The sequence below is a fragment of the Exiguobacterium sp. s141 genome, assembly GCF_018618085.1.
GTDB lineage: Bacteria > Bacillota > Bacilli > Exiguobacteriales > Exiguobacteriaceae > Exiguobacterium > Exiguobacterium mexicanum_A.
This window is the reverse complement of sequence record NZ_JACSLJ010000002.1, coordinates 1-13,885: the sequence shown is the minus strand read 5'-3', so window position 1 is coordinate 13,885 and position 13,885 is coordinate 1. Positions and strand designations below refer to the sequence as shown.

Annotated in this window: 11 protein-coding genes; 3 read left to right on the top strand and 8 right to left on the bottom strand. The window is 52.6% G+C overall.

Features of this window, described 5'->3' with window-relative positions:
* Positions 1-51: 51 nt before the first annotated feature.
* On the top strand, positions 52-1,152 hold the full coding sequence (locus KNP74_RS04610; protein WP_034776508.1) for an ABC transporter ATP-binding protein: 1,101 nt from the start codon (positions 52-54) through the stop codon (positions 1,150-1,152).
* Positions 1,153-1,198: 46 nt separating this feature from the next.
* Here the strand turns inward: KNP74_RS04610 and KNP74_RS04605 are convergent, their stop codons facing one another.
* The 3 genes from KNP74_RS04605 to KNP74_RS04595 form a co-directional block, all read right to left on the bottom strand.
* On the bottom strand, positions 1,199-1,849 hold the full coding sequence (locus tag KNP74_RS04605) for an amino acid ABC transporter permease (protein WP_131472220.1): 651 nt from the start codon (positions 1,847-1,849) through the stop codon (positions 1,199-1,201).
* On the bottom strand, positions 1,846-2,604 hold the full coding sequence (locus KNP74_RS04600) for a transporter substrate-binding domain-containing protein (RefSeq protein ID WP_131472218.1): 759 nt from the start codon (positions 2,602-2,604) through the stop codon (positions 1,846-1,848). The genes KNP74_RS04605 and KNP74_RS04600 overlap by 4 nt, the downstream gene beginning before the upstream one ends.
* 125 nt (positions 2,605-2,729) lie before the next feature.
* Positions 2,730-4,457 carry a phospho-sugar mutase gene (locus KNP74_RS04595; RefSeq protein WP_214763627.1) on the bottom strand — a complete coding sequence of 576 codons (1,728 nt, stop codon included), beginning with the start codon at positions 4,455-4,457 and terminating at the stop codon, positions 2,730-2,732.
* 99 nt (positions 4,458-4,556) lie between these two features.
* On the opposite strand from KNP74_RS04595, the gene KNP74_RS04590 reads away from it, so the two are divergent.
* Entirely contained in the window at positions 4,557-5,375 is an 819-nt protein-coding gene (locus KNP74_RS04590; protein WP_052090077.1) for a sulfurtransferase, read from the top strand.
* A gap of 17 nt (positions 5,376-5,392) precedes the next feature.
* Here the strand turns inward: KNP74_RS04590 and KNP74_RS04585 are convergent, their stop codons facing one another.
* From KNP74_RS04585 to KNP74_RS04570, 4 genes are read right to left on the bottom strand one after another with little or no spacing between them, the layout of a single operon-like run.
* On the bottom strand, positions 5,393-7,825 hold the full coding sequence (locus KNP74_RS04585; RefSeq protein ID WP_214763626.1) for a glycogen/starch/alpha-glucan phosphorylase: 2,433 nt from the start codon (positions 7,823-7,825) through the stop codon (positions 5,393-5,395).
* A 22-nt stretch (positions 7,826-7,847) separates the two neighbouring features.
* Complete coding sequence (gene glgA, locus KNP74_RS04580) at positions 7,848-9,287, bottom strand: glycogen synthase GlgA (protein ID WP_214763624.1); 1,440 nt, start codon at positions 9,285-9,287, stop codon at positions 7,848-7,850.
* A 12-nt stretch (positions 9,288-9,299) separates the two neighbouring features.
* Entirely contained in the window at positions 9,300-10,400 is a 1,101-nt protein-coding gene (glgD, locus tag KNP74_RS04575; RefSeq protein ID WP_214763623.1) for a glucose-1-phosphate adenylyltransferase subunit GlgD, read from the bottom strand.
* 34 nt (positions 10,401-10,434) lie between these two features.
* On the bottom strand, positions 10,435-11,589 hold the full coding sequence (locus KNP74_RS04570; protein WP_214763622.1) for a glucose-1-phosphate adenylyltransferase: 1,155 nt from the start codon (positions 11,587-11,589) through the stop codon (positions 10,435-10,437).
* A gap of 152 nt (positions 11,590-11,741) precedes the next feature.
* Between KNP74_RS04570 and KNP74_RS04565 the strand changes: the two genes are divergently transcribed.
* Positions 11,742-13,529 carry a transglycosylase domain-containing protein gene (locus KNP74_RS04565; RefSeq protein ID WP_251126447.1) on the top strand — a complete coding sequence of 596 codons (1,788 nt, stop codon included), beginning with the start codon at positions 11,742-11,744 and terminating at the stop codon, positions 13,527-13,529.
* A gap of 29 nt (positions 13,530-13,558) precedes the next feature.
* Here KNP74_RS04565 and KNP74_RS04560 read toward each other — a convergent pair whose 3' ends face one another.
* Positions 13,559-13,774 (bottom strand): hypothetical protein, encoded by a 216-nt coding sequence (locus KNP74_RS04560; protein ID WP_214763619.1) that lies wholly within the window; start codon positions 13,772-13,774, stop codon positions 13,559-13,561.
* Positions 13,775-13,885: the final 111 nt, after the last annotated feature.

Sequence of the window (13,885 nt, the reverse complement as noted above, 5' to 3'; positions counted from 1 at the left end):
CAATCTTGTAAGCGCTATTATACAAGAGCAGATTCCCAGGAGGCTAACGACATGGCAGAAATTCAATTGAACCACATTGATAAAATATACGAAGGTGGCGACTCAAAGGCAGTCAGCGATTTTAACTTGCACATCAAGGACCGCGAGTTCATCGTCTTCGTCGGACCTTCAGGTTGCGGTAAATCGACGACACTCCGTATGATCGCCGGACTCGAAGAAATCTCGAGCGGGGACTTCATCATCGATGGAAAGCGCATGAACGACGTCGCACCGAAAGACCGCGACATCGCGATGGTCTTCCAAAACTATGCCCTTTACCCGCACATGAGTGTGTATGACAACATGGCGTTCGGTTTGAAACTTCGCAAGTTCCCGAAAGATGAAATCGATCGTCGCGTCCAAGATGCGGCCCGTATCCTCGGACTTGAAGAATACCTTCAACGTAAGCCGAAAGCACTCTCTGGTGGTCAGCGTCAACGTGTCGCCATCGGCCGTGCCATCGTCCGTGATGCCAAAGTGTTCTTGATGGATGAGCCGCTCTCAAACTTGGATGCCAAGCTTCGCGTTCAGATGCGTAAAGAAATCATCCAATTGCACAACCGTCTCGACACGACGACGATTTACGTTACCCATGACCAAACGGAAGCGATGACACTCGCGACTCGCATCGTTATCATGAAAGACGGAATCATCCAACAAGTCGGTTCGCCGAAAGAAGTATATGAAAACCCGGACAACATCTTCGTAGCCGGCTTCATCGGATCACCTTCAATGAACTTCTTCCGCGGTAAATTGGCTGATGGGAAGTTCCTCGTCGGTGGTGAAGAAATCAACGTCCCTGAAGGCAAAATGAAAGGTCTTCGTGACCGCGGTTACGTCGGTAAAGAGCTCGTTCTCGGAATCCGTCCAGAATCGATCCACGATGAGCCGATCTACATCGACTCACCAACGACGCACACGTTCCGCACACATATCGACGTCGCCGAGCTCATGGGCGCTGAGTCATACTTGTACGCTGAACTTGGCGGCCACCAGTTCACGGCTCGCATCGATGGACGTTCGAACATCCACATGGGTGATGACGTCACACTCGCACTCGATATGACGAAAGCTCACTTCTTCGACACGGAAACAGAACAAGTCATCCGTTAATACAAAAATCCCTTCGATTGGTTGCAATCGAAGGGATTTCTTTGTGTCAGCGAATCGCATACCGACGTTCGAGACGATGCTGCCCCGCCTGGATGAGCGTCGACAAGATCCAATAGATCGATGCCGAGAACAAGAGGAGCGGCATGACGAGATACGTCGTCGCGGCAATTTGGTCCGACACGTACGTCAACTCTTGGACGGCGATGACCGAACCGAGCGACGTCGATTTGATAATATCGATGACCGAGTTGGACACCGGTGGGATCGCACGCGATAGCGCCTGGGGGAAGATGATATCCTTGAAGCGCTTCGCACGCGGGATGCCGAGGGCGACACTCGCCTCGACTTGTCCTTGGTCGACCGAATTGATCGCCGCCCGGAACGCTTCCGAGATATAGGCCGCGAAGTGAAGGCCTAACCCGAAGATGAGCGCCTGCATCCCGCTCAACTGAACGAATCCGGTCAAACCGACGTACAAGATGAGAAGTTGCAACAAGAGCGGCGTGCCCCGGAAGAACGAGATATACGTGCGCGTGAACAAACGAACGACTTTGACAGGGCTGCTGTGTAAGACAGCGATGATCAGACCGAGCACCAAGGCGAGGAGAATCGACAGGATACTGGCGATCAACGTCAATTGTACGGCTTCGATATAGGCCGAACGGTTCTCGATGACGGTCGTGATCAGTTCACTCATTGACTGATGTCCTCACCGAAGTACTTCTCACCGATCTCAGCCATCGTGCCGTCTTCTTGCATTTCAGCGAGCGCCTCGTTCAAGCCTTCGAGCACGTCCGAGTCTTGACGTGTCATGAAGCCGGCTTCGCTCTTGTTGAAGACGTCACCGACCGCTTTCACGTCGTAACCTGTCTTCTCTAGCTCCGTCAAGATGAAGAGACGGTCGTTGAGCGCTGCGTCAAGACGTCCGACTTGAAGGTCTTGGAGCACTTGGTTCGCGCCTTTGTAGAACTTGACTTCAGCACCGGCTTCTTCAGCGAGCTTGGCGTAGACCGATCCTTGTGTCGAGCCGACGACTTTGCCGTCGAGGTCATCGATGCCTTGAATGTCTTCGTTGTCCGAAGCGACGATGACTTGCGCACCTGATACCGCGTACGGAGTTGAGAACGCGTATTTCTCTTCACGTTCTGGCGTGATACTCATTTGGTTGGCAATCATGTCGATGCGTTCTGCGTCGAGGGCCGGTACGAGTCCTTTGAAGTCCATCGGCTCGTATTCGACCGTGTAACCGGCACGCTCGGCCGCTTCGTTCAATACGTCGATGTCATACCCTGTGATTTCACCTTTGTCTTTGTACGTGAATGGCGGGTACGTCGCTTCTGTCCCGACTGTGATGACGGCTTCTTCTGAGCCGCTGTCTGTCTCTGTCCCGCAAGCCGCGAGCACCCCGAACGATGCTCCGATTGCAAGTACTGCTGTTAATGATTTTTTCATGGTAATTTCCGCCTTCCTGATAATCCGTATATGATTACATGGTTATGAACAATACACTCATCATACTGACGGGGGCATATCTTGTCAAACAAAAGACACCACCCTCGTCAGGGCGGTGTCGTCGATTAATCGATTGCTTTCGCTTGCTTCATGACATCGCGTTCAATCGCTTCCCGTTTCACTGTCGTTTTCTCCGCGCTATCGGCGTGGACGCTTAAGTAGAACTTGATTTTTGGCTCCGTTCCAGACGGACGCAGGCAGAACCATGAGCCATCCTCGAAGATGAACTTGAGTACGTTCGACGACGGCAACTCGATTGCTTCCGTCTCTCCTTGACGCAAGTTCGTCGCGACTTGTTGCTTATAGTCTTCAAAGCGGACGACTTCGTAGCCGCCGACTTCTTGTGGCGGATTGGCGCGGAACGCCTCCATCATTCGACCGATTTGTTCGAGACCGGCTTTCCCTTTCAACGTCATCGATTGGAGCGACTCCTCGTAGAAGCCATACTTCTCATAGACGGCTTGGAGGGCATCGTACAACGTGCGTCCCTGCTGTTTATGGAAAGCCGCCATTTCTGCGCCGAGCAAGCACGCCTGGACGGCATCTTTGTCACGGCAGAAGTCTCCAATCAAATACCCGTAGCTCTCTTCGTAGCCGAACAAGAACGTATATTCACCAGATTCTTCATATTGTTTGATCTTCTCACCGATGAACTTAAAGCCGGTGAGCGTATTCTCGAGGTGAACCCCATACGCCTTGGCGATGGCCGCGCCAAGTTCAGACGTGACGATCGTCTTCGCGACGAAACCGTTCGTCGGAAGCGTCCCCGTCTCGACTTTCTGAGACAGAATGTAATCCATGAGGAGCGCCCCGGTCTGGTTCCCCGTCAAGACGAACCATTCGCCGTTGCGGTCACGGACCGTGAAGCCGACACGGTCGGCGTCCGGATCCGTCGCCATGAGCAAGTCGGCGCCGACGCGGTCGCCGTACTGCATCGCGAGCTCAAACGCGGCCCGTTCTTCCGGGTTCGGATAACTGACCGTCGGGAACGACCCGTCTGGCTCGGCCTGCTCCTCGACGATGGTGACATGTTCAAATCCATACGCCTTCAACCCTTCCATGACCGGGCGACGTCCCGTCCCGTGGAGTGGCGAGTAGACGATTTTAAGCGGGTCTCCTTGCACATCCGTATGAATGCGAATCGATTGAAGGGCCTCCATATAAGCCGCATCGACCGACGCATCGACGGTAACGAGCGTGCCGTCGGCGCGGAGTGGGGCTTCATCTTGGACTTCGATCTTTAATTCGTCTTCGATCGCGTTGACGTACGAGACGAGCTCATCGGCCTCAGCCGGCGGCAACTGTCCGCCGTCGGCGCCGTACACTTTGAAGCCGTTATATTCTGGCGGGTTGTGGCTCGCCGTGATGACGATGCCTCCAAATGCGTTTAAATGTCTGACGGCGAACGACAACTCTGGTGTGGCCCGCAGGCTTGGGAACAAGTATGTCTTAATCCCATTCGAAGCGAGCGTACGCGCCGCTTCGAGCGCGAACTCCGGCGAGAAGTGACGTGAGTCGTGGGCGATGACAACGCCGTGACGTTTCGCTTCTTCGCCTGAGGCAGCGATAAAGTCCGCGAATCCTTGCGATGCCTTACGAATCGTATACATGTTCATCCGGTTCGCACCTGGTCCGATTTCCCCGCGCATACCGCCCGTCCCGAATTCGAGCGTCTTATAAAAGGCGTCTTCGAGCGACGTCTCGTCTTGCTCCATTTCCTCAAGCTCGGCGCGCAAGTGCGGTTCGAGCGCCTCGTGTTGTTTCCATCGGTCATATGTCTGTTGCCATGTCATGGTCAGTTCCCCTTTCGACATTCAAAAATTCAATCGAAGTACTCGCCAATTTGTTCCATCTTGTATACGATGGGAGTAACGAAACTTCGAGGTGATACTATGTTTCCAACTATGCGTGCCCAAGAATTGAAACACATCGTCCATACGGACTCGATTCGCTTTATTGATTGTCGTTATTCATTAAACGACGCCTCATACGGAAAGTATGTGTATCGACAGGGACATCTCCCGAACGCCGTCTTCCTCGATTTGATGGAAGATTTATCTGGTCCCGTCTCCGAACATGGCGGACGCCATCCACTGCCGTCAAAAGAAGCATGGACCGAGACGCTTCGCCGGATCGGGATTCAAAAAGATGATTTGATCATCATTTACGATGACGGATTCCCTTATGCCGCCCGTGCTTGGTGGTTATTCAAATGGGCCGGCCATGAGCGTGTCATCGTGCTCGAGGGCGGGATTCAGTCCGGCATCACTTACTGCGGCGAGACGACGACGGACGTTCCGTCCTACCCCGCCTCAGATTACGTCCCAGCGTTCCAAGACGAGATGATTGCGACGATCGAAGACGTCCGTGCCGCCACGGTCACGGGCGGGCTCTATGATTCACGGACGGCCGACCGGTACGACGGCAGCCATGAACCGATTGATCGCAAACCGGGCCATATCCCGAACGCCGTCCTTTGTCCGTATACCGAAGCCGTCACCGACCTCGGCACGCTTCAAGATTTTCATGATTTGAGAGAGCTGTACGCCAACGTCCTCGACGTCCCCAACCCCATTTTCTATTGCGGGAGCGGAGTCACCGCCTGCGTGAACATTTTGGCGTTACACGCCCTCGGTAAAGATGACGTCCGGCTGTACCCAGGGTCTTACTCTGATTGGATCAGTTATCCAGAAAACACGGTCCACCCGTAACGGGTGGATCGCTTTTTTTATTTCACGCTCGTCGGTTTGATGTTCCAGACGGCGTTCGCGTATTCCGTGATCGTCCGGTCACTCGAGAAGATTCCCGATTTGGCCGTGTTGACGATTGAACTCTCGGCCCAGCGTGCTTTGTCCGAGAACACCTCGTCGACGCGTCGTTGCGCCTGCATGTAAGACGCGAAATCTTTCAACACGAGGAAATCATCATTATAGACGAGAAGCGAGTCGAAGATGGCTTGGAATTGGTATTCTCCGACCTTGTCGAACGTTCCGTTGACGAGGGCATCGACGACGTTACGCACTTCCGTGTTCGCATGATAGATGTCGGCCGCATGATAACCGCCGAACTTCTTGTAGTTCATGACTTCTTGCGGTGTCAATCCGAAGATGAAGATATGGTCGTCCCCGACCGCATCGCGAATCTCGATATTGGCCCCGTCGAGCGTCCCGATCGTGAGCGCACCGTTCATCATGAACTTCATGTTGCCGGTACCTGACGCCTCGTAGCTCGCCGTCGAAATCTGTTCACTCAAATCCGAACCTGGGAAGATTCGCTCCGCCATCGAGACGCGGTAGTTCTCGAGGAAGACAATCTTGATGAAGCGGCTCGCCCGCTTATCGTTGTTGATCATGGCCGCGAGCGCGTTGATATAGCGAATGACTTCTTTCGCGTAATAGTAGCCCGGCGCCGCCTTCGCACCGAAGATGAATGTCCGTGGCACCATCGTGAACGTCGGGTCCGCTTGAATCTTCTGATAGAGCGCGTGGATATGCATCGCGTCCATCAATTGACGTTTATAAGCGTGGAGCCGCTTGACTTGAACGTCAAAAATCGACTCCGGGTCGACGGCGATGCCCGTCTCTGCTTGAATGTAGCCGGCGAGGTCAAGTTTGTTCTGTTGCTTCACGTTCATGACCTGTTCTTGGAAGCTCGCGTCTTTTGACACACCCATCAACTTCTCAAGATCGTTCGGGTGTTCGATCCATGACGAACCGATTGCATCGGTAATCAAGTTCGAGAGTCGCGGATTTGACTTGAGGAGCCAGCGACGATGCGTGATCCCGTTCGTCTTGTTGTTGAAGCGCAGCGGGAACATCTCATACAAATGACGCATCTCACGTTGTTTCAAGATATCTGTATGGATGCGGGCGACTCCGTTCGTCGAGTGCGAGCCGACGACGGCAAGGTTCGCCATGTTGATGTGTTGGTTCGACACGATCGCGATCTCGCCCATGTGCGGCTCGAGATGTGGATAGTTGACGAGCACATCTTTACAGAAGCGACGATTGATTTCCGTGATGATTTGATAGATGCGCGGCAATAACCGTTCATACATCTCGACCGGCCACTTCTCGAGCGCCTCGGCGAGGAGCGTGTGGTTCGTGAACGACATGACGCTCTTCGTCACACGCCACGCCTCATCCCACCCGTAACCGTGGTCGTCCATTAAAATCCGCATGAGTTCGGGGATGGCCACGACCGGATGCGTGTCATTGATGTGGACGGCGTAATGGTCGCCCAAGTGCTTCAACGATTTATTATGACGTAAGTAAGACGCGATCATTGACTGAACGCCCGCCGAAACGAAGAAGTACTGTTGCTTCAAGCGCAACACTTTTCCTTCATATGTCGTGTCGTCCGGGTAGAGGAACTCAGAGATGGTCGCAATCGACTGCTTGTATTTGAGCAAGTCTTTGTACGAACCTTTCGTCCGTTCCATGTACTCCTCGTCATCAAACGGTGACTCGGCGTTCCAAAGACGGAGCGTATTGACGACATCGTTTTTGTAGCCGATGATCGGCATGTCGTAAGGCACGGCTCGGACGACTTCATCCGGATGGTGGACGACGCGAAGCCGGTCCCCAATTTGTCGCATCTCGATCCAACCGCCGAAATTGACGTCGACAGCCCGGTCAGCCCGGCGTGTCTCCCACATGTTGCCATCACGGAGCCAGTTGTCCGGCAACTCGACTTGATAGCCGTCGACGATCTTTTGTTTGAACAAGCCGTAACGGTAACGAATCCCGTTCCCGTGCCCAGGCAGGCTGAGCGCGGCGAGGGAATCAAGGAAACATGCCGCCAAACGACCGAGTCCGCCATTCCCAAGCCCCGGTTCCGGTTCATATTCCGTGATGTCGGTGAAGTTGAAACCAAGTTCGTCTAACCCCTCTTGCACGACTTCTAAGACGTCCATGCTGAGCAAATTGTTATACAGAAAACGACCGAGCAAAAATTCAAGTGAGAAATAAATGACTTGTTTACTCTGTTTTTCTTCGTGCTTGTCGCGGGTGTTGATCCATTTCGGGATCGCCTGTTCGCGCACCATCGTTGCCAACGTTTGATACACTTCCTGCTCGGTCCCTTCATCAAACGACTTCCCGTTTAATGCGACGAATCTCTTTTGAAATGAAGTGACGAAGCTCTGTTTATCTGTAAACATATGTGTGTAAAACTCCTTCCGGTCATGCGAATAGGTGATACAACTCACGGTATTGCTTCGCGGATTGTTTCCAGCTAAAGTCCGCAGTCATTGCTTGATGGACGAGGGCGTTCCAATTGTTGTCGTCGTAGAAGACACGAATCGATTTCTCAATCGTCGCGAGCATCTCGTGGGCGTTGTAATTCAAGAAACCAAATCCCGTACCCTCTTGTGTGTACTCATTATACGGCTTGACCGTGTCGCGTAACCCCCCCGTCTCGCGGACGATCGGGAGCGTCCCATAGCGCATCGAGATAAGTTGGCTCAGACCGCACGGCTCAAAGCGCGACGGCATGAGGAATGCATCCGATCCCGCGTAAATCAAGTGTGCGAGTTCAATGTCAAAGCCGATATACGACCCGACCTTGCCTGGATGCGTCGCCGTCATCTCGTGAACGATGCCCTCGTATTCGGGTTGACCCGATCCGAGGAAGACGAACTGACAGTCCAAGTTTCCGAGCTCTTCACTCACGGCTTCGATCAAATCGAGCCCTTTTTGCTCGACGAGTCGACTGACAAAGCCAATCAACATGATGTCGTCACGTACTTCGAGACCAAACCGCTCTTGCAGGACGCGCTTGTTGACGAGCTTCCCTTCCTTCACCGTATCGAGGTCATACGTTTGCGCGATGCGCTTATCCGTGCTCGGGTCGTTCGTCGCTAAATCAAGGCCGTTCAAGATGCCCCGGACGTCAACTGACCGGTATCGAAGCGCCGCGTCGAGTCCTTCCCCGTAGTACGGTTCCATAATCTCGTCGCGATACGACGGACTGACCGTCGTGATTTGATCGGAATGAACGATTCCGGCCTTCATGTAGTTGACGAGACCGTTATGTTGAATCCCTTCTGCTGTGAAGTGTTCCGGACCGAACTGTAACAGCTCACCGAGGACTGCTTCCGGGAAGATGCCTTGATATTGCAGGTTATGGATGGTGAACACCGTACGGATGCGTTGGTACGCCTCCAGGTGTTGATAATGAATCCGTAAAAAGGCCGGGACGACGCCCGTTTGCCAGTCGTGACAATGGAGCACGTCCGGGATATCCTCTGCTTCGAGTTTCCCGATCATCTCAAGGACGGCCCGAGAGAAAAATGCGAACCGCTCGGCATCATCGTAATGGCCGTAGAGCACGCCTTCCCGCTTGAAATAATACTCGTTATCGATAAAGTAGAACGTGACCCCATCGCGCACAAGCTTCAGGACGGCACCAAACTGCTTGCGCCATCCGACCGGTACGATCAAGTCGAATAGATATTCCATCTCATCCACATATTCCTGAGCAATCGAGCCATACTTCGGCATAACGACACTCACATCTTCACCGAGGCCAGACACCGCTTGAGGGAGCGAGCCGATGACATCGGCAAGCCCCCCCGTTTTCATGAACGGTGCCGCTTCTGAAGCAACATACCATATTTTCATAATATCCCCCCTTTAAACCGTTGTTCGTTTTCCGATGACGATCGGTTCGTCGACCGTACCTCGAATGACTTGTCCTCGTTTGACGACCACTTCTTTATCTAAAATGGCGTTCTCGACGACAGCGCCTTCTTCGATAATCGACTTGGATAAAATGATTGAGTTTTTGACACGGGCGTGCTCACTGACGACGACACCGCGGAAGAGAATGCTGTTTTGAACTTCTCCGCTGATTTTACAGCCGTTTGCAACGAGCGCTTCATTCACTTTCGACCCTTTCAAATAACGGGTCGGCGGCTCATGTTTAATCTTCGTATAGATATGCGGAAAGTCATAGATAATCCCTTCCTGACGAAGTAAGCGCATACTTTCATTATAGTATGAAAGGACAGAATGAATCACCTGCATTTTTCCAGTATAGTGGTAGCCGTGTACGTGCAGACGATGAAGCTGCGGACGGATGACGCCGTCGAGCAAATCGTACTCGCCTCTTGATGTCGCTTCGTCGACGAGACGAAGGAACAAGTTTTTCGACATGATGATCGTCTCGGTATACGTATACTCATCGTCCGGGCTGTATCCGCGCTCGCCGATGCCGACGACACGATCGTTTTCGCCGAGACGAATCGGGCGGCAATAGCCGCATTTTTGTTCGTGAGCGGCGTAGCCGAGCGTGATGTCCGCACCCATTGATTTATGATGCTCGAGCATGTCTTGGAAGTCGATCGTCGTCAACACGTTTGATCCGGTGATCACGACGTACGGCTGTTTGCTACGTACGAAGTGTTCACGGTGCATCGAGAAGTTGGCCAAGTCGCCGAGGTACGCTTCCCCGTCAGGCTTGAGCGCCGGCGGGAAGATGTGTAGCCCACCTTGCGAACGGTCCAAATCCCATTCTTTCCCTGAACCCAAGTGGTCCATGAGCGAGCGATATTTATCGAGCGTGAAAATACCCACTTGGTTGATGCCTTGGGTAATCATATTCGTCAATGTAAAATCAATCAGGCGATAACGCCCAGAGAACGGGACAGCCGCTAAATTGCGATGTCCCGTAAATTCTGGAAACAAGCCCTCTTCGGTCCCTAAGTTGATGACCCCTAACAAATCATTCGTCAACAGTAACGCCTCCTTGCGTCGGTCTTTTTTTAAATTAAGCACGTTGTTTGAAGACTGTGCCGCTCTCGATATTTTCATGTGGTTCAATGACAACGATCTCACCACCCGGCTCACCGACCGTCGCACCGTCCTCAATGACGGCACAGCTCGCGACGATGGCTCTATGAATCGTTACATCTTTTCCGATTCGTGCTCCAGGCATGATAACCGAGTCTTTGACGAGCGAGCCTTCACCGACGCGCACATCATAGAACAAAACTGAATGTTGAACTTCGCCCTCAATCCGGCAACCTTCATTGATGACCGACTGTTCGACGCAGGCATCTTTGCCGATGAACTGAGGCGTCTGGTTCGGGTTGACCGAGTAGATTTTAAAGTCCGGATCATATAGATCGAACGGTGGATCTTCTTCGAGTAAATCCATGTTGGCTTCCCAAAGCGATTGAATCGTCCCGACGTCTTTCCAATAACCTTTGAATTTATACGCGAACACGTTTAAACCGTCGAGGAGGGTGTTTGGAATGATGTTTTTACCGAAGTCGAAGCTTGATGTCTCGTCTTCTGCATCTTGAATCAAGTGCTCCCGTAGCACTTTCCAGTTGAAGATATAAATCCCCATCGAAGCCAAGTTGCTCTTCGGTTTCTCCGGCTTCTCATCAAACTCATTGATGCGAAGGTCATCGCTCGTGTTCAAAATCCCGAAACGCGGTGCTTCGTCCCAAGGGACTTCCATAACTGAAATCGTGACGTCCGCTTGCTTCTCTTTATGGAAATCGAGCATCTTCTCATAATCCATCTTATAAATGTGGTCCCCCGATAGGATCAACACGTACTCCGGATCGTAGTCGTCGATATAGCTCAAGTTCCGATAAATCGCATTGGCCGTACCTTCGTACCAGTTTTTCCCCGACTGCGCTTGGTATGGCGGTAAGATGGCTAAGCCTCCATTGCGGCGGTCCAAGTCCCAGGCCGACCCGATGCCTAGGTAACGGTTCAATTCAAGCGGTTCATATTGTGTTAACACGCCCACCGTCGTGATTCCCGAATTGGTACAGTTTGATAATGGAAAATCGATGATCCGGTACTTCCCTCCAAAGTTGACAGCAGGCTTCGCTGTCTTCCGTGTGAGAGGCCCGAGTCGTTTCCCTTCTCCTCCTGCGAGGAGCATCGCAACCATTTCTTGCTTCATAGTACAGCCTCCTAAATTTATAATATAAACATCTATTACCCTCTTTCTCTACTTCCTAATGTATTCCTGCTCAAATTATTATATGATAACGTTTACATTTTGAATTTTATCGAAAGACTGACGATATAATGAATATAGAGAGAGGTGAGACGATGCGAGCGTGGATTGGGACACTATTTTTTGCCGGTTTGCTAGCCACCGGTCTGGCAATCAGCGGGGCGTTGAAAGAGGAGATTGAACAGACGAAGCAGATTTTGATGTGGGGCGAAAAGACGGTCGATGCGGCCCCGCTCGCTTCGAAGCATGCCGTCACATTGACGTATAAAGGCGGGACAGAACAGCTCTATTTGAGCGGCCGACGTGATGACGTCTCCGTCGCCCGCTTGCCGGCCCATATCCGGGAGGCGATCATGGTCATCGAAGATCGTAAGTTCAACGCCCACCCAGGGTACGATCTCGGCGGGATTGCCCGGGCGTTCATTCACAACGCCAATGAATCGTCATTACAGGGGGGAAGTACGATCACGCAGCAGCTGGCTCGTAACGTGTATTTGACTCATGAACGGACATATGAACGTAAAGTGAAAGAACTTTTACTCGCTCGAGCACTGGAAAAACAATATAGTAAGAAAGAAATTATGACCGCCTACAGTAATGTCATTTTCTTTGGACATAACGTTTATGGTATCCAAGCAGCTGCCGATACGTACTTCGCTCGTCCGCTCGTAGATTTAAATTGGAATCAAATCGCTTTCCTGTTGACCGTACCAAACAACCCATCCCTCTATGATCCGCTCCAACCTTCAGCCGGATTTTATGAGCGTAAGGACCGCATCCTCACTCAACTGCGGGATGCCGGCGTGCTATCGAAGCAAGCTTACGAGACGCACCACGGTGTGAAGCTGAAGGCGACCTATCGCCAGCACGTCGTCCGCTATCCCGATTATATGGATACGGTCATGAAAGAAGCGATCCGACTCGTCCGCTCACGCTACGACCTCGATGAAGACGCGGCCAGAGACTACTTGGCGACGAATCAAGCGACGATCGACACGTACCTGTCTGTCGCCCGACAGCAACAAGCAAAACAAGTGATGACGAAACTGCCGAACGGTTTAAACGGCGGCTATGCTGAATTGACGCCGAAAGGCCGGATCGTCGCCCTCGTTGATTCAGAAATGACTCAGAGCGGTGAATTCAACCGGGCCACGCAAGCTTTCCGTCAACCCGGGTCGGCCATCAAGCCGGTCCTCGTCTTCGCCCCTTTCATCGAAGAGACCGGTGCGAAACTCGATACGATCCTTGACGGCCGGCCGGTCTGTTACGGAACATATTGCCCGACGAACAGCGGCAATCGCGTCCTCGGGGATGTATCGTTCCGCGATACGGTCGCATATTCTTACAACACGCCGGCCCTCGCTGCCTTCACCGCGATTGACCAGGAAACGGCGTTCGCCACGGCCGACCTAATGTTCAGCCAATGGGACGCTAAAACGGATAACAGCCTGGCCAGTGCGCTCGGCGGGTTGACTCAGGGCGTGTCACCGAAAGAACTCGCCGCCGCCTATACCCCTTTCTTAAATCAAGGGGTGTACGTGTCAGGTCAAACCATCAAACAGATTCGTTTCGAGTCGGGAGCCCCAACGCTCACGCCAAGCGTGACGCAACAAGCCGTATGGTCGAAATCGACCGTCACGACGATGCGCGAGGCGTTGTCTTCCGTCACGACGTACGGGACCGGACGGTATGCCGGTCAAATCAAACGTCCTTATGTCGGCGGCAAGACCGGTACGACGAACTCGCATAAGGACATGTGGTACGTCGGCTTGACCGATGAGACAATCACGGCTATCTGGCTCGGTGCCGATACCCCGCGGCCGTTCCCGGAACTCGCCAATCGGGCCTATCCTGCCATCATTTGGACAGAAGCTCATCGCTAAAATAAGGTCAGGGACAGTTGTCCCTGACCTTATTGCTGTTTTCGATAAGTATGGCATCCGTAACTCCCCCATGACTCAAACAGTTCATCCTCATGAATCAGCTTCCACGGATTGAACATCGTCCGCCCATTCTTGTTGAAGAAGAGTCCGTTTCCGAGCGAGTATGTCGCGTGTTGGATTCGACCCGCATCATCAACGAACGTGAGCACGTCACCTCGTTCGGTCAGTTCCGACTCGATTCTCATTTGACACTCCCACGGCTAAAGTCGCAAGCCCATCCCTTCAGGATGGGTGGGATTCTGAAGTGCCCGTGCGGACGCAGGCCATTTCTGTTTTGTCCGAGCCTTCAGATGAGG

Bases quoted from the DNA above. Each gene is read 5' to 3' on its own strand.
- KNP74_RS04585 (WP_214763626.1), bottom strand. From the start codon at position 7,825: ATGTTTACAGATAAACAGAGCTTCGTCACTTCATTTCAAAAGAGATTC.
- KNP74_RS04605 (WP_131472220.1), bottom strand. From the start codon at position 1,849: ATGAGTGAACTGATCACGACCGTCATCGAGAACCGTTCGGCCTATATC.
- KNP74_RS04565 (WP_251126447.1), top strand. From the start codon at position 11,742: ATGCGAGCGTGGATTGGGACACTATTTTTTGCCGGTTTGCTAGCCACC.
- KNP74_RS04590 (WP_052090077.1), top strand. From the start codon at position 4,557: ATGTTTCCAACTATGCGTGCCCAAGAATTGAAACACATCGTCCATACG.
- KNP74_RS04570 (WP_214763622.1), bottom strand. From the start codon at position 11,589: ATGAAGCAAGAAATGGTTGCGATGCTCCTCGCAGGAGGAGAAGGGAAA.
- KNP74_RS04595 (WP_214763627.1), bottom strand. From the start codon at position 4,457: ATGACATGGCAACAGACATATGACCGATGGAAACAACACGAGGCGCTC.
- KNP74_RS04560 (WP_214763619.1), bottom strand. From the start codon at position 13,774: ATGAGAATCGAGTCGGAACTGACCGAACGAGGTGACGTGCTCACGTTC.
- KNP74_RS04600 (WP_131472218.1), bottom strand. From the start codon at position 2,604: ATGAAAAAATCATTAACAGCAGTACTTGCAATCGGAGCATCGTTCGGG.
- KNP74_RS04610 (WP_034776508.1), top strand. From the start codon at position 52: ATGGCAGAAATTCAATTGAACCACATTGATAAAATATACGAAGGTGGC.
- glgA (WP_214763624.1), bottom strand. From the start codon at position 9,287: ATGAAAATATGGTATGTTGCTTCAGAAGCGGCACCGTTCATGAAAACG.